Genomic DNA, 16190 nt, shown 5'->3' with positions numbered 1-16190 from the left:
TCGCCGCCTGGGCCTTTCAAAAGCCGGATGCACCCAGCGTCCGGCTTTTTTCTTGGGCAATGAACACACTCAAACGGCTTGCTCGATCGGGCCGCATGGGATGTACGACTTCGGCACGCACCGGCGGGTCAATAGAAAAGGGCGGCTCGAAAGCCGCCCCGTTCACTTCATCATTCCTCAGCAGCACCGCCCGGATCGCCACCGGCACCCGGCGTCTCCTCGGCGCCTTCGGCCGCATCGACGGCTCCGTCAGCCTCATCCTCTTCCGGCTCGCTGATGCGCTCGACCGAGACGACCTTCTCGTCCTTGGCCGTCGAGAAGATGGTGACGCCCTTGGTGGCGCGGCTGGCGATGCGGATGCCGCCGACCGGGACGCGGATCAGCTGACCGCCATCGGAGACCAGCATGATCTGATCGCCGTCATCGACCGGGAAGGCGGCGACCAGTTCGCCAATCTCGCCGGTCTTCGACGTATCGGTGGCGCGGATGCCCTTGCCACCACGACCGGAGATGCGGAAGTCGTAGGAGGAGGAACGCTTGCCGAAGCCCTTCTCGGAGACGGTGAGCACGAATTGCTCGCGCGCCTTCAGCTCTTCGTAGCGCTCGTCCGAAAGCTGCCCCTCTTCGGTGACCTCTTCGCCAACCAGAGCGATATCCTCTTCATCAACGCCTATCGCGCGGCGTTCGGCGGCGGAGCGCTTGAGGTAGGCGGCGCGCTCCCACGGCTCGGCATCGACATGGCCGACGATCGTCATCGAGATGATGCGGTCGCCCTCGCCGAGATTGATGCCGCGCACACCGATCGAGTTGCGTCCGGCAAAGACGCGTACGTCGTCAACGGAGAAGCGGATGCACTGGCCGAGCGCCGTCGTCAGGAGCACGTCGTCCTGATCGGTGCAGGTCTCGACGGAGAGGATTTCATCGCCCTCCTCCTCGAGCTTCATGGCGATCTTGCCGTTGCGGTTGACCTGCACGAAGTCCGACAGCTTGTTGCGGCGAACCGTGCCGCGGGTCGTCGAGAACATGACGTCTAAATTATCCCAGCTCGCCTCGTCCTCGGGCAAAGGCAGGATGGTGGTGATGCGCTCGCCGGGTTCGAGCGGCAGCATGTTGATCAACGCTTTGCCGCGCGAGGTCGGAGTGCCGATCGGCAGGCGCCAGACCTTTTCCTTGTAGACGATACCGCGCGAGGAGAAGAACAGCACCGGCGTATGGGTATTGACCACAAATAGCCGGCTAACAAAATCTTCGTCGCGTGTCGTCATGCCGGAGCGGCCCTTGCCTCCGCGGCGCTGGGCTCGGTAGGTGGTCAGCGGCACGCGCTTGATGTAGCCGAGATGCGAGACCGTGACGACCATGTCCTCGCGGGCGATCAGATCCTCGTCGTCCATTTCGAGGCCGCCATCGACGATCTCGGTGCGGCGCGGCGTACCGAACTCGTCGCGGACCGCGGTAAGCTCGTCCTTGACGATCGTCTGGATGCGCACGCGCGAGGAAAGAATATCGAGGTAGTCCCGAATTTCCTCGCCTATCTTATTGAGTTCATCACCGATTTCGTCGCGACCAAGTGCGGTCAGACGCGCAAGGCGCAGCTCGAGGATAGCGCGCGCCTGCTCTTCGGAGAGGTTATAAGTCAGGTCATCGTTGATGCGGTGGCGCGGATCGTCGATCAGACGGATCAGGCTTTCGACATCTTCAGCCGGCCAGCGGCGCGTCATCAGCTCTTCGCGTGCCGACTGCGGATCCGGCGCCTGGCGGATGACGCGGATGACTTCGTCGATATTGGCAACGGCAATGGCGAGACCAACCAACACGTGGGCCCGCTCGCGCGCCTTGCGCAGCAGGAATTTCGTTCTTCGGCTAACGACCTCTTCGCGGAAGGAGACGAAGGCCCGCAGCATGTCGAGCAGCGTCAGCTGCTCCGGCTTGCCGCCGTTCAGCGCCACCATGTTGCATCCGAAGGAGGTCTGCAGCGGCGTATAGCGATAGAGCTGGTTGAGGATGACCTCGGCATTGGCGTCGCGCTTCAGCTCGATGACGACCCGATAGCCCTGGCGGTCGGATTCGTCGCGGAGATCGGAGATGCCTTCGATGCGCTTTTCGCGCACCAGCTCGGCCATCTTCTCGATCATCGTCGCCTTGTTCACCTGATAGGGAATCTCGGTGATGATGATCTGTTCACGGTCGCCGCGCATCGGTTCGATATTGGCGACGCCGCGCATGATGACCGAGCCGCGGCCGGTCTCATAGGCGGAGCGGATGCCGGCACGGCCGAGAATCTTCGCGCCTGTCGGGAAATCGGGGCCCGGAATGATCTGCATCAGCTCCGGCAGCTCGATCGCCGGATCGTTGATCAGCGCAATGCAGCCGTCGATGACTTCGGAGAGATTGTGCGGCGGAATGTTGGTCGCCATGCCGACGGCGATACCGCCGGCGCCGTTGACCAGCAGGTTCGGGAACTTGGCGGGAACCACGACCGGCTCGGAAAGTGTGCCGTCATAGTTGTCGCGGAAGTCGACGGTTTCCTTGTCGAGATCGTCGAGCAGCGAATGGGCGGCCTTCTCCAGCCGGCATTCGGTGTAACGTTCGGCCGCCGGCGGGTCGCCGTCGACCGAGCCGAAATTGCCCTGACCGTCGATCAGCGGCAGACGCAGCGACCAAGGCTGCGCCATGCGGGCAAGCGCGTCATAGATCGCGGCATTGCCGTGCGGATGGTATTTACCCATCACGTCGCCGGTGACGCGGGCGCATTTGACGTATTTCTTGTTCCAGTCGATGCCAAGCTCGGACATGCCGTAGAGGATGCGCCGGTGCACGGGCTTCAGGCCGTCGCGCACGTCGGGCAGCGCGCGGCTGACGATGACGCTCATGGCGTAATCGAGATACGACCGCTGCATTTCCTCCATGATGGAGATAGGCTCGATGCCTGGCGGGAGCTTCCCGCCGCCGGGGGGTGTTTGCTCAGTCAAAACAGATCACGATCTCTTCTAGAATCACTTGAAGATTTATAGCGGAAAGCCTGTTCCCACGCCAATTTCTGAGCGCCTTTTTGAACAGGCTTTTGCGGCTTAAAGAGGGTGAAGCGTCGATGTTTCGCGGCCGGACCGGACAAATCCGCCGCGGGCGGCGGCGGGGTATTTGCCAAATCGGAACCGCCGCTTCACAATCATCAAGAACCACACATCCATATGATGTTCCGGAGAGACGATGGCAAGCGCCGACCAGTTGATCAACGCCTTCACGACGCTCATCGTCACCATCGACCCGCCGGGGCTCGCGCCGCTCTTCCTGGGGCTGACGATCGGTATGAGCCGCGCCGAACGCAGGCAGGTAGCTTTGCGCGGTTCGACCATTGCCTTCATCATCCTCGCCATCTTCGCCCTGTTCGGCGCAGGCGTGCTCGGCGTTCTCGGGATCTCGATCGGCGCCTTCCGTCTTGCCGGCGGGCTCCTGCTCTTCTGGATCGCCTTCGAGATGGTGTTCGAGAAGAGGCAGGACCGCAAGGAGAAGACGACCGAGGTGGCGATCACCAAGGATCACATCGAGAATATCGCCGTCTTTCCCCTAGCCCTGCCGCTGATCGCCGGACCCGGCGCGATTTCGGCGACCATCCTCTTGTCCGGCACGCTGGCGACCTCGGTCGAAAAAGCCCAGTTGATCGGCGTCATCGCCGCCATTCTGCTGCTGACCTTCCTGACGCTGCTGATCGCCGAAAGGCTCGACCGTTTCCTCGGCGTCACCGGCCGGGCAATCCTGACGCGCCTCCTCGGCGTCATCCTCGCCGCCCTTGCTGTGCAGTTCGTCGTCGACGGCGCGAAAGCAGCGCTCAATCTCATCAGCGCGACGCCGCATTGAAATGATGGCAGATGCCACAGGACAGAGCCGATCCGGCTCATCCGCCGAGGATTAAAGAAAAAGAGCATGACGCCGAGTGGGGCATCATGCTCTCAGACGCTCTATAACAGGAAGGGCGGCCGATCAGAACGGGATGTCGTCGTCGAGATCGCGCGAGAAGTTGCCGCCGCCACCGCCGCGGCTCGACGAGGAGGAGGATGACGGGGCGCCGTAGTCGTCGCCGTAATCATTGCTGCTGCCGCGGCCGCCGCCGAAGCCGGAGCTCGCGCCACCGCCATCGCCGCGGCCATCGAGCATGGTTAGCGTCGAATTGAAGCCCTGCAGCACCACTTCCGTCGAGTAACGGTCCTGGCCCTGCTGATCCTGCCACTTGCGGGTCTGCAGTTGGCCTTCGACATAGAGCTTGGCGCCCTTCTTCACATATTGCTCGACGACCTTGCAGAGGCCTTCGTTGAAGACGACGACCGTGTGCCACTCGGTCTTTTCGCGACGTTCACCGGAATTGCGGTCACGCCAGGTCTCCGAGGTCGCGATACGAAGATTGGCGATCGGCCGGCCGTCCTGAGTGCGGCGGATTTCGGGGTCGGCACCCACGTTTCCAACCAGAATTACCTTGTTCACGCTACCAGCCATGCTTCTCACCCTGCCTGCCGCCCTGCCCGGCGGCGTTTCAATCGATCGGCGCACCTTAAACCATCACGGACCGCCGATGCGCATGGGCGGCATTTAATCCACATGTTTATCCATCAGAAAGCCGCATGCATCCATCAGGAATTTTGTTCTTTATTTGTTCTAGTTTATCCTTATGATCCTGTCAACAGAATCGAAAACCTTGAGCCATCCAGGATATTCAGCCTCGACTCGCCGGTCGGCATCACTAAATAAGGGCTGTTATCCAGAAAACCAAAGCAGAGACGATGAGCGAACTGAAGACGATCTCCATCCGCGGCGCGCGCGAGCACAATCTGAAGAGCATCGATCTCGATCTGCCGCGCAACAAGCTGATCGTCATGACCGGGCTTTCGGGATCCGGCAAATCCTCGCTCGCCTTCGACACCATCTATGCCGAGGGCCAGCGGCGTTATGTCGAGAGCCTGTCGGCCTATGCCCGGCAGTTTCTCGAAATGATGCAGAAGCCCGATGTCGACCAGATCGACGGGCTCTCTCCGGCGATCTCGATCGAGCAGAAGACCACCTCGCGCAATCCGCGCTCGACGGTCGGCACCGTCACCGAGATCTACGACTATATGCGCCTGCTCTTTGCCCGCGTCGGCGTTCCCTATTCGCCGGCGACCGGCCTGCCGATCGAGAGCCAGACCGTCAGCCAGATGGTCGACCGCATCCTCGCTTTCGGCGAGGGCACCCGTCTCTATATTCTCGCGCCGCTCGTGCGCGGGCGCAAAGGCGAATACAAGAAGGAACTGGCGGAGCTGATGAAGAAGGGCTTCCAGCGCGTCAAGGTCGACGGCCAGTTCTACGAGATCGCCGAGGCGCCTGTTCTCGACAAGAAATACAAGCACGACATCGACGTCGTGGTCGACCGCATCGTCGTGCGCCCGGATGTGTCGGCACGTCTGGCCGACAGTCTCGAAACCTGCCTCAAGCTCGCCGACGGGCTGGCGATCGCCGAATTCGCCGACAAGCCGCTGCCCCCCGAGGAGACCTCGGCCGGCGGCTCGGCCAACAAGTCGCTGAATGAGACGCATGAGCGGATGCTTTTTTCGGAAAAATTCGCCTGCCCGGTTTCGGGCTTCACCATCCCGGAGATCGAACCCCGGCTGTTCTCCTTCAACAATCCCTTCGGCGCCTGCCCGACCTGCGATGGCCTCGGCGCCCAGCAGAAGATCGATCCCGACCTGATCGTGCCAGAGCCCGAACGGACGCTGCGCGACGGGGCGATCGCGCCCTGGGCCAAATCGACCTCGCCCTATTACAATCAGACGCTGGAAGCACTCGGCAAACATTATGGCTTCAAGCTCGGCACCCGCTGGAACGACCTGTCCGACGAAGCCAAGGACGTCATCCTCAATGGCACCGACGACAAGATCGAGTTCCACTACGCCGACGGTGCCCGCTCTTATACGACGCACAAGAATTTCGAAGGCATCATCACCAATCTCGAGCGCCGCTGGAAGGAAACCGATTCCGCCTGGGCGCGCGAGGATATCGAGCGCTTCATGTCGGCCGCCCCCTGTCCGGCCTGCAACGGCTACCGCCTGAAGCCGGAAGCACTCGCCGTGAAGATCAACAGGCTGCATATCGGCGAAGTAACCGAGATGTCGATCCGCATCGCGCGCGACTGGTTCGAGACGCTGCCGGCGACCTTCAATGCCAAGCAGAACGAGATCGCTGTCCGCATCCTCAAGGAAATCCGCGACCGCTTGCGCTTTTTGAACGATGTCGGCCTGGAATATTTAAGCCTGTCGCGTAACTCCGGCACGCTGTCGGGCGGCGAGAGCCAGCGCATCCGGCTCGCCTCGCAGATCGGCTCGGGCCTGACGGGCGTGCTCTACGTGCTCGACGAGCCGTCCATCGGCCTGCATCAGCGCGACAACGCCCGGCTGCTCGACACGCTGAAGCACCTGCGCGACATCGGCAACACCGTCATCGTCGTCGAACATGACGAGGATGCGATCCTGACGGCTGATGATGTGGTCGATATCGGCCCGGCCGCCGGCATCCATGGCGGCCAGGTCATCGCCCATGGCACGCCGCAGGACATCATGGACAATCCGAAGTCGCTGACCGGCAAATATCTCTCGGGCGAGCTCGGCGTTCCCGTTCCCGAGGAGCGCCGCAAGCCGAAGAAGGGCCGCGAGATCAAGGTAATCGGCGCGCGCGGCAACAATCTGAAGAACGTTACCGCGTCGATCCCTCTCGGGGTCTTCACGGCGGTGACCGGCGTTTCCGGCGGCGGCAAGTCCACCTTCCTGATCGAGACGCTTTATAAATCGGCGGCGCGCCGTGTGATGGGCGCGCGTGAAATCCCTGCGGACCACGATCGGATCGATGGTTTCGAGCATATCGACAAGGTGATCGATATCGACCAGTCGCCGATCGGCCGGACACCGCGCTCGAACCCGGCGACCTATACCGGCGCCTTCACGCCGATCCGCGATTGGTTCGCCGGCTTGCCGGAAGCCAAGGCGCGCGGCTACCAGCCGGGCCGCTTCTCCTTCAACGTCAAGGGCGGGCGCTGCGAAGCCTGCCAGGGCGACGGCGTCATCAAGATCGAGATGCACTTCCTGCCAGATGTCTACGTCACCTGCGACGTCTGCCACGGCAAGCGCTATAACCGGGAGACGCTCGACGTCACCTTCAAGCAGAAATCGATCGCCGACGTGCTCGACATGACGGTGGAGGAAGGCGTCGACTTCTTCGCAGCGGTACCTGCCGTGCGCGACAAGCTGCAATCGCTGAAGGATGTCGGCCTCGGTTATATCAAGGTCGGCCAGCAGGCCAATACGCTCTCGGGCGGCGAAGCGCAGCGCGTCAAGCTCGCCAAGGAGCTGTCGAAGCGCTCGACCGGACGCACGCTCTATATTCTCGACGAACCGACGACCGGCCTGCATTTCCACGACGTCGCCAAGCTGCTTGAAATGTTGCATGAACTGGTCAATCAGGGCAATTCGGTGGTGGTGATCGAGCACAATCTCGAAGTGATCAAGACGGCCGACTGGGTGCTCGATTTCGGCCCCGAGGGCGGTGATGGCGGCGGCGAAATCGTGGCCGTCGGCACGCCTGAGGCGATCGTCAGGGAAAAGCGTTCCTATACCGGCCAGTTCCTGAGGGAATTGCTGGAGCGTCGGCCGGCCAAAAAGGCGGTTGCGGCGGAATGACGATGAGGCTGGCGTCGCCCGACGATCTTGAAACGATCGCGGCGCTGACGGCAGCCGCCTATCGGCCCTATACCGAACTCTTCGGCGCTCCGCCGATCCCTGTGACGGAGGACTATGGGCCAAGAATCCAGCGCGGCGAGGTGTGGTTGCGGCAGGCCAGCGGCGAAGCGGCTGGCCTTGTCGTCCTCGAGCGACATCGCGATCACCTCATGTTGTTCAGCATCGCCGTCTCGCCGTCCTTTCAGGGCGCCGGGCATGGGCTGGCGATGCTCAACTGGCTGGAAGGCAAGGCGCGGGAATGGGTTCTGCCGGAGATCCGGCTCTATACCAATGCGCTGATGGAGCGGAACATCGCCCTCTACAGCGCCCGCGGCTTTCAGGAAACGGGTCGCCGGCCGAACCCTTATCGGCCAGGATGGGTTCTCGTCGACATGACGAAAGAGATGGTTGCGGCCTGAGCGGCTGCCAAAGGGAGGACGACATGACGAAATCCGGCATTATCCGCACCGGCATCGGGGGTTGGACCTTCGAGCCCTGGCGCGGGCATTTCTTTCCAGAAGACCTGAAACAGAAGGACGAGCTGCATTATGCCAGCCGCCAGTTGAAGGTCATTGAGGTCAACGGCACCTATTACAGCACGCAGAAGCCGGCGGTCTTTGCCAAATGGGCGGCCGATGTGCCCGAGGGTTTCGTCTTTTCGCTGAAGGCGACGCGTTTCGTCACCAATCGGCGGGTGCTTGCCGAGGCTGGTGAATCGATGGAGCGGTTTCTGACATCCGGAATCAGCGAACTCGGCGACCATCTCGGGCCGCTGCTCTGGCAGTTCGCGCCGACGAAGAAGTTCGATCCGGAAGATTTCGAGGCTTTTCTGAAGCTGCTGCCGGCAAAGCAGGACGGGCTGGCGCTCCGCCATGTGGTCGAGGTGCGGCACGATTCCTTCAAGGTGCCGGAATTCGTCGCGCTGCTGGCTAGATATGGGGTGGCGCCGGTCTGCGCCGAACATTTCGAATATCCGATGATCGCCGACGTTACCGCCGATTTCGTCTATGCGAGGCTGCAGAAGGGATCGGACGATATTCCGACCTGTTACCCCGACAAGGATCTGAAGGCCTGGGCAGACCGGCTCCAGAGCTGGGCCGAGGGCAAGGTTCCGGACGATCTGCCGCTGATCGACCAGGATCGGAAAGTGAAGGCCGAGCCGCGCGACGTCTTCGCCTTCATGATCCATGAGGGCAAGGTCAATGCGCCGCACGGGGCGATCGCCCTGCAGAAGTTGGTCGAGCAATAAGTCGGGTTAAAGCGGCAATACCGCCGCTGCGAGATCCTCCGCCGTCAGCCCCTTGCCGGCGCGGTGGGCTGTCTCTCCATGCAGCCAGACTCCGGCGGCCGCGGCCTCGAAAGCCGGCTGGCCCTGGGCGAGTAATCCGCCGATAATGCCGGCGAGGACGTCGCCGGAACCGGCGGTGGCAAGCCAGGCTGGCGCATTGGTGTTGATGAGCGCGCGCCCGTCCGGCGAGGCGATGACGGTATCGGCCCCTTTGTAGACGATCGCGGCATTGGCGCGGCGCGCGGCCGCCACCGCCTTGTCCACCTTCCCCAGATTTTCGTCGTCGCCGATGTCAGGAAAAAGCCGCGAAAATTCGCCTTCGTGCGGCGTCAACACCAGACGCGGCTCGCCGCGGAAAAGATCAAAAAGCTGTTGCGGGTCGTCCTTGAACGAAGAGATACCGTCGGCATCGAGCACGAGCCGTCGATCGGCAAGCGCGCTGACGAAGCCGCGGGCTCTCGCGCCGATGCCAAAGCCGGGACCGAGGACGAAAGTCTGCAACCGCTTGTCGGAGAGCCACTCAGCAAGGTCCGCCTCGTCGTCGACTGCATGCAGCATGACGGCTGTGAGATGCGCGGCATTGGCAGCCATCGCTGCCCCGGAGGCGGCGATCGTGACCAGGCCGGCGCCTGCTTTCAGACCGGAGATCGCTGACATGCGCGCAGCCCCCGTCTTGTCGGCGTCGCCCGAGAAAACGACCAGATGGCCTCGCTTGTATTTGTGGGTTTCCAGCTGCTCGGCCGGCAGCGCGCCCTTCCAGGCGTCAGGTGTATTCTCAGCGATGGCACCGCCCGCCTCGGCCCGGATGATCCGAGCAGGAATGCCGATATCGAAAACCTCCAGCTCGCCGCAAAGCTCCCTGCCCGGCATCAGGAGATGGCCAGGCTTGCGCGTCATGAAGGTGATGGTGTTACGAGCACGAAAGGCGGCGCCCAGCACCTTACCGGTGCGGCCATCGAGGCCGGAGGGCAGGTCGATGGCCAGTACGGGCAAATCGGCCTCGGTGACGCGGTTGATCAAGCGTCCGACTTCCACGGGCACCGCGCGGGCCAGCCCAGCGCCGAACAGGCCATCAATGACAACGTCGCCGCTCTCGGGACGGTAGACCTCGAGCCCCTGTCCCTCAAGAGCGCAACCGGACCGAGCGCGCGCCGCATCCCCTTTCAGCCGAGCCGGATCCCCCAAATGAAACAACACCGTCTTCGCCCCACTCTGCTGCAGATGCCTTGCCGCAACATAGGCGTCGCCGCCATTGTTGCCGGGTCCGCAGAACACAACAAAACGCAGCGCGCCGGGATGACGTCGCAGAGCGGCAGCCGCGGCCGCGGCCCCCGCCCTTTCCATGAGGTCGAAGGAACAGATCCCCGACGCGGCTGCGGCCGCATCGACCGCCGCCATTTCGGAAGGTGTGAGAAGGAGGTTGGACAGGTTCTCGCTCATCAGCCTATTCAATTCAAAAAACGCTCAAAAAACAACCACCTGAAATCTTACTGCAAAGACTGCATTTTATGCATCTGCTTAGATTTTAGGCTGCCCAGAAGACATTTTGAGATTCGCGATAGGAGCGGATTTTTTCAGCTTCTGGGGCAATTTTAGGCGTCAGGCGATGTTATTTCACCTCTCCAGCCGCAAATCCGGTTCGGATTTTCCCGCAGGGGCGCCGATTTTGACGAAATCTGTGTCTTTTTTCACCGGGATGGATTTCAAACTGGCACGATATCTGCATCATATCCGCGAGCGGGAACATCCCTGCCATATCAGGAGAAGCGGAGAGACATTTTCTCATGAAAAAGATCGAAGCGATCATTAAGCCTTTCAAGCTGGACGAAGTGAAGGAAGCCCTTCAGGAAGTCGGCCTGCAGGGTATTACAGTCACGGAAGCCAAGGGCTTCGGTCGTCAAAAAGGCCACACGGAACTCTACCGCGGAGCCGAATATGTCGTCGATTTCCTGCCGAAGGTGAAAGTCGAGGTGGTGCTGGCCGACGAGAACGCGGAGGCCGTCATCGATGCGATCCGCAAGGCGGCGCAGACGGGCCGCATCGGCGACGGCAAGATCTTCGTCTCAAATGTCGAAGAGGTTATCCGCATCCGTACCGGCGAGACCGGCATCGATGCCATCTGACCACTTTGCCAAGCGTGCAAAGTCCGATACCGTCACCGCGCCAACCTATTGTTATCACAAATTGGAGGAAGGTATTTAATGGCGACCGCAAGCGAAATTTTGAAGCAGATCCAGGAAAACGACGTCAAGTTCGTCGATCTGCGCTTCACCGACCCGAAGGGCAAGCTGCAGCACGTCACGATGGACGTTGCCAGCGTCGACGAGGACATGTTCGCTGACGGCGTGATGTTCGACGGCTCTTCGATCGGCGGTTGGAAGGCCATCAACGAGTCCGACATGGTGCTGATGCCTGACACCGAAACGGTGCACATGGACCCGTTCTTCGCTCAGTCGACCATGGTTATCGTCTGCGACATCCTCGATCCGGTCTCCGGCGAGGCCTATAACCGCGATCCGCGCGGCACCGCAAAAAAGGCCGAAGCCTATCTCAAGGCCTCCGGCATCGGCGACACTGTCTTCGTCGGTCCGGAAGCGGAATTCTTCGTCTTCGACGACGTCAAGTACAAGGCCGATCCCTACAATACCGGCTTCAAGCTTGATTCGACCGAACTGCCGTCGAACGACGATACCGATTACGAAACCGGCAACCTCGGCCATCGTCCGCGGGTCAAGGGTGGTTATTTCCCGGTTCCCCCGGTCGACAGCGCCCAGGACATGCGATCGGAAATGCTGACGGTGCTGTCCGAGATGGGCGTCGTCGTCGAAAAGCATCACCATGAAGTTGCCGCCGCTCAGCACGAACTCGGTATCAAGTTCGATACGCTGGTGCGCAACGCCGACAAGATGCAGATCTATAAATATGTCGTGCACCAGGTGGCGAACGCCTACGGCAAGACGGCAACCTTCATGCCGAAACCGATCTTCGGCGACAACGGCTCGGGCATGCACGTGCATCAGTCGATCTGGAAGGGCGGCAAGCCGACTTTCGCCGGCGACGAATATGCCGGCCTTTCCGAAACCTGCCTGTTCTATATTGGCGGCATCATCAAGCACGCCAAGGCGATCAATGCCTTCACCAACCCGTCGACGAATTCCTACAAGCGTCTTGTGCCGGGTTATGAAGCGCCGGTGCTGCTCGCCTATTCGGCCCGCAACCGTTCGGCCTCCTGCCGCATTCCGTTCGGCTCAAACCCGAAGGCAAAGCGCGTCGAAGTCCGTTTCCCGGATCCGACCGCCAACCCCTACCTCGCTTTTGCGGCCATGCTGATGGCAGGCCTCGACGGCATCAAGAACAAGATCCATCCGGGTAAGGCGATGGACAAGGATCTGTACGATCTGCCGCCGAAGGAACTGAAGAAGATCCCGACCGTCTGCGGCTCGTTGCGCGAAGCGCTTGAGAGCCTCGACAAGGACCGCAAGTTCCTGACTGCCGGCGGCGTCTTCGACGACGACCAAATCGACGCGTTCATCGAGTTGAAGATGGCAGAGGTGATGCGTTTCGAAATGACGCCGCATCCAGTCGAATACGACATGTATTATTCGGCCTGATCGGCCGCAATGACGGAAAGTCCCGGTTCGCCGGGGCTTTCACCTCCCCGGTCATGAACGCCAGAAGGAGGATATGACGTTCATGTGACGCGCAGGTGCAAAAATCTTGATTTGCACTGCACCAATCACCAAATTTGGTGATGAAAGGAAGTCGTACCATGAAAGAAAGACTAGCAAAGTTCAGTATCGGCGAAGTGGTCCGGCACAAGGTTTTTCCGTTTCGCGGCGTCATCTTCGACGTTGATCCGGAGTTCGCGAATACGGAGGAATGGTGGAATTCCATTCCCGCCGAAGTGCGCCCCAGCAAGGACCAGCCATTCTATCACCTGCTCGCGGAGAATGATGAAAGCGAATATGTCGCCTACGTCTCCGAGCAGAACCTGGTGAATGACGAAAGCGGCACGCCGCTTCGCAACCCGCAGATCTATCAGATTTTCGATCAGGCCCCGTCAGGGCAGTTCAAACCCAAGATGAGCTTCGCCCACTAAGATCGGATGACCGACCGCAGGAACAAGGCCTCGCATCTCCCGGCGAGGCCTTTTTCTTTCGGTGCAAAACCCGGCGGAATGCCCCTCATCCGGCTGCCGCCACCTTCTCCCCGTAAACGGGGCGAAGGGACCCTGCCGCCGCCCTCTCCGTTCCCTCCTCGCTCTCGCAGGGCACGTCCCCTCGCCCCGTTAGAACGGGGAGAGGGTTAGGGTGAGGGGCAGCCATTGGCGCCGTAAAGAGAGCAAAGTCCAGCAACAAAAAACCCGGCCTGAAGCCGGGTTTCCATTCCATATAGCGGCAGTTTTTACTGCGCCTTGGCGGCCTTCTGGGCATCTTCCAGCTTCTTGCGGGCTTCTTCAGCCTTCTTCTGCATGCTGTCCTGCAGGCTGCGCTGGCTTTCGGCGAGCTTCGTTTCGGTAACCGGTTCGCCATCATAAGCGCCGGTGAAGCCTTCGAGCGAGATCTTGATCGGGTTGGGGGCACGGCGGAAATTGATCGACGTGAAAATCACATCGCTGCCCTTCTTGAGGCTGGCGATCATTGCATCGGTCAGCGGGATTTCTGCGGTGCACTTGTCCGGCAGGCAGACGGCGTAGTCGAGCTTCTGGCCCTTGCCCCCATCGATCTGCATGCTGATGCCGGGAGGAATCAGGCGTGCTGTCGGAACGGAGACCTGCAGGAGCTTGCGGTTGATCTTGCCGGAAACCGAAATGAGGCCGACGGCCGTGACGAGCTGACCGCCATTGGCAAGGATGAGGTTCTGGACAACGCAGATGTCGTTGTCTTCCTGCTTGCTGCAGGTCTTGTACCAACCGAGCTTGGGAGCGCCAACGCCCTGGGCCGGAGCCTGTGCCGCTGCTTCCTGTGCGAAGGAGGAGACCGGAGCCGAAGCGGCGCCGAACATCACTGCCAGGACGGACAGTGCTGCCCGCATTTTCTTTTCAGACTTGAACATCATAGCGAATTCCGTCTCCTGATATCCGTTCGGAGCAGCGACGTGCCGCCCCAACCATCGGGTCGTTCGGCACTCCACCTCATCGAAAAATAAGGCAAATGCATGACCCCTAAACTTCGGGTTCACCTGTTACATCGCAGCGTTCAAGATATCCAGCTTTTCTTTGCCAATTTGAGAGGCAATTTCGCAGCCAGGCCAAAGAAATCGCCGCTTAGTGTTGGAATCGATCGACCCCATGCTAATCTCGCGGTGAATCACGCACGTTTTTTCCGCGGATCAAGGATTGCCGAATGCTCCGGATCGTCGTCTCCCTCGTCCTATCGCTGCTGTGCGGCACTGTTGCAGCCGAACCGCTGCACGGCATCGCGATGCATGGCGAGCCGGCCTTGCCGCCCGACTACAAGCACTTTCCTTACGTCAATCCCGAAGTGAAGAAGGGCGGTAAAATCACCTACGGTGTGGTCGGCACGTTCGACAGCCTCAATCCGTTCATCGTGAAAAGCAATCGCACCACGGCGCGCGGCATGTGGGATCCGGAATACGGCAATCTCGTCTACGAATCACTGATGCAGCGTTCCAGGGACGAGCCCTTCACGCTTTACGGCCTGCTTGCCGAGACTGTCGAATGGGACGACGCCAGGAGCTTCATCCAGTTCAACCTCAATCCGAAGGCGAAATGGGCCGACGGCCAGCCGGTGACGCCTGAAGATGTGATGTTCACCTTCGAACTCTTGCGCGACAAAGGCCGCCCGCCCTATTCCGAACGCCTGAAAGTCGTCGCCAAAATGGAGAAGGTCGGCGAACATAGTGTGCGCTTCACCTTCAACGAGAAGGCCGATCGCGAGACTCCGCTGATTTTCGGCCTTTTCCCGGTACTTCCGAAACATGCGGTCAATCCGGAAACCTTCGACCGAACCTCGCTGACGCCGCCGGTCGGTTCGGGCCCCTACAAGGTAAAGACGGTGAAGCCCGGCGAGAGCATCACCTATGAACGCGACCCGAATTACTGGGGCAAGGATATTCCGGCCAAGGTCGGAACTGACAATTACGACCAGATAACGGTGCAGTACTATCTGCAGGACACGACGCTGTTCGAGGCCTTCAAGAAAGGCGATGTCGACATCTATCCCGACGGCAATCCCGGCCATTGGGCCAATGCCTATAATTTCCCCGCCGCCACCTCCGGGGCCGTGATCAAGGACGTGTTCACGCCAAAACTCCCGAGCGGCATGCTCGGCTTCGTATTCAATACGCGCCGCCCGATCTTTGCCGATCCGAAGGTGCGTGAAGGCCTGTCACTGGCGTTCGATTTCGAATGGGCGAACAAGAACCTCTACTCGGGCGCCTACAAACGCACGCAGAGCTTCTGGCAGAATTCCGAGCTTTCAAGCTTCGGCGTTCCTGCCAATGCAGCCGAGCTTGCCCTGCTGGGGCCGATCAAGGACAAAATCGCGCCGGAGATTCTGAACGGGACCTATAAGCTGCCGGTCACCGACGGCTCCGGCCGCGACCGGAATGTGCTGAAGCAGGCCGTCGCGCTTCTGAAAGAGGGCGGCTATACGATCCAGGGCGGCAAAATGCTTGACGCTTCCGGCCGCCAGCTCGCCTTCGAAATCATGACGCAGAATGCCGACCAGGAGAAGCTTGCCATTGCTTATCAGCGTTCGCTGCAGACGATCGGCATCGCCGTATCAATTCGCACGGTCGACGATTCGCAGTATCAGAGCCGGACAAACAGCTTCGATTACGACATGATCATCAAATCCTATACCTCATCGCTGTCGCCTGGAACCGAGCAGCTCGGTCGCTGGTCTTCGGCTGCGCGCGTGCAGGAGGGGAAGGACAGCTTTGCCGGGGCTAACGACCCCGATCTCGACACGCTGATCGATCATGTGCTGAAAGCGCGTTCGGCGGACGATTTCACTGCCGCCGTGCGCGCCTACGACCGGCTGCTGCTATCGAGCCACTACGTGCTGCCACTCTATCACATCGGCCAGCAATGGGTCGCGCGCAGCAAGCGCATCGGTCGTCCCGACACGACGCCGCTTTACGGCAACCAGCTGCCGGTCTGGTGGGATGCGAGCGTGCAGTAAAACGCCGCCTGGACCGCCAAG

Annotated in this window: 13 protein-coding genes; 8 read left to right on the top strand and 5 right to left on the bottom strand. The window is 60.7% G+C overall.

The features are described 5' to 3' along the window. Positions 1-16 precede the first annotated feature (16 nt). Together J0663_RS19960 and gyrA are read right to left on the bottom strand one after the other, a co-directional pair. Positions 17-208, bottom strand: a complete 192-nt coding sequence (locus tag J0663_RS19960) for a hypothetical protein (RefSeq protein ID WP_207242094.1) — start codon at positions 206-208, stop codon at positions 17-19. Next, complete coding sequence (gene gyrA, locus J0663_RS19955) at positions 171-2969, bottom strand: DNA gyrase subunit A (RefSeq protein ID WP_207242093.1); 2799 nt, start codon at positions 2967-2969, stop codon at positions 171-173. Before gyrA ends, J0663_RS19960 begins: the two co-directional genes overlap by 38 nt. Positions 2970-3207: 238 nt before the next feature. Here gyrA and J0663_RS19950 point away from each other — a divergent pair, with 238 nt between their 5' ends. Further along, the gene (locus J0663_RS19950) at positions 3208-3855 is read left to right on the top strand and encodes a MarC family protein (RefSeq protein WP_207242092.1); all 648 of its coding nucleotides are present in this window, start codon (positions 3208-3210) and stop codon (positions 3853-3855) included. Positions 3856-3978: 123 nt separating this feature from the next. Here J0663_RS19950 and J0663_RS19945 read toward each other — a convergent pair whose 3' ends face one another. Further along, positions 3979-4488: a single-stranded DNA-binding protein gene (locus J0663_RS19945; RefSeq protein WP_207242091.1), complete on the bottom strand. Its 510-nt coding sequence runs from the start codon at positions 4486-4488 to the stop codon at positions 3979-3981. 284 nt (positions 4489-4772) lie between these two features. Between J0663_RS19945 and uvrA the strand changes: the two genes are divergently transcribed. The 3 genes from uvrA to J0663_RS19930 are packed head-to-tail and all read left to right on the top strand — an operon-like array spanning position 4773 to position 8982. Then, positions 4773-7694 carry an excinuclease ABC subunit UvrA gene (uvrA, locus tag J0663_RS19940; protein ID WP_207242090.1) on the top strand — a complete coding sequence of 974 codons (2922 nt, stop codon included), beginning with the start codon at positions 4773-4775 and terminating at the stop codon, positions 7692-7694. Continuing rightward, positions 7691-8152, top strand: coding sequence for a GNAT family N-acetyltransferase (locus tag J0663_RS19935; RefSeq protein WP_207242089.1), 462 nt, complete (start codon positions 7691-7693; stop codon positions 8150-8152). Before uvrA ends, J0663_RS19935 begins: the two co-directional genes overlap by 4 nt. 23 nt (positions 8153-8175) lie before the next feature. Next, positions 8176-8982 carry a DUF72 domain-containing protein gene (locus J0663_RS19930; RefSeq protein WP_207242088.1) on the top strand — a complete coding sequence of 269 codons (807 nt, stop codon included), beginning with the start codon at positions 8176-8178 and terminating at the stop codon, positions 8980-8982. Positions 8983-8988: 6 nt separating this feature from the next. Here J0663_RS19930 and J0663_RS19925 read toward each other — a convergent pair whose 3' ends face one another. Beyond that, complete coding sequence (locus J0663_RS19925; RefSeq protein WP_207242087.1) at positions 8989-10461, bottom strand: NAD(P)H-hydrate dehydratase; 1473 nt, start codon at positions 10459-10461, stop codon at positions 8989-8991. Between the two features lie 344 nt (positions 10462-10805). On the opposite strand from J0663_RS19925, the gene J0663_RS19920 reads away from it, so the two are divergent. The 3 genes from J0663_RS19920 to hspQ all read left to right on the top strand — a co-directional run bounded on the left by J0663_RS19920 (position 10806) and on the right by hspQ (position 13120). Continuing rightward, the gene (locus J0663_RS19920; RefSeq protein WP_003539626.1) at positions 10806-11144 is read left to right on the top strand and encodes a P-II family nitrogen regulator; all 339 of its coding nucleotides are present in this window, start codon (positions 10806-10808) and stop codon (positions 11142-11144) included. Between the two features lie 78 nt (positions 11145-11222). Beyond that, complete coding sequence (gene glnA / locus J0663_RS19915; protein WP_085778160.1) at positions 11223-12632, top strand: type I glutamate--ammonia ligase; 1410 nt, start codon at positions 11223-11225, stop codon at positions 12630-12632. Positions 12633-12790: 158 nt separating this feature from the next. Continuing rightward, positions 12791-13120, top strand: a complete 330-nt coding sequence (hspQ, locus tag J0663_RS19910) for a heat shock protein HspQ (RefSeq protein ID WP_064802571.1) — start codon at positions 12791-12793, stop codon at positions 13118-13120. A 305-nt stretch (positions 13121-13425) separates the two neighbouring features. On the opposite strand, the gene J0663_RS19905 is transcribed toward hspQ, so the two are convergent. Next, positions 13426-14079, bottom strand: a complete 654-nt coding sequence (locus tag J0663_RS19905) for an invasion associated locus B family protein (RefSeq protein WP_207242086.1) — start codon at positions 14077-14079, stop codon at positions 13426-13428. Between the two features lie 287 nt (positions 14080-14366). On the opposite strand from J0663_RS19905, the gene J0663_RS19900 reads away from it, so the two are divergent. Continuing rightward, entirely contained in the window at positions 14367-16169 is a 1803-nt protein-coding gene (locus J0663_RS19900; RefSeq protein ID WP_207242085.1) for an extracellular solute-binding protein, read from the top strand. The last annotated feature ends 21 nt before the right edge of the window (positions 16170-16190 follow it).

The sequence above is a fragment of the Rhizobium lentis genome (assembly GCF_017352135.1).
Taxonomy (GTDB): domain Bacteria; phylum Pseudomonadota; class Alphaproteobacteria; order Rhizobiales; family Rhizobiaceae; genus Rhizobium; species Rhizobium lentis.
This window is presented reverse-complemented; position numbering and strand designations above follow the sequence as displayed.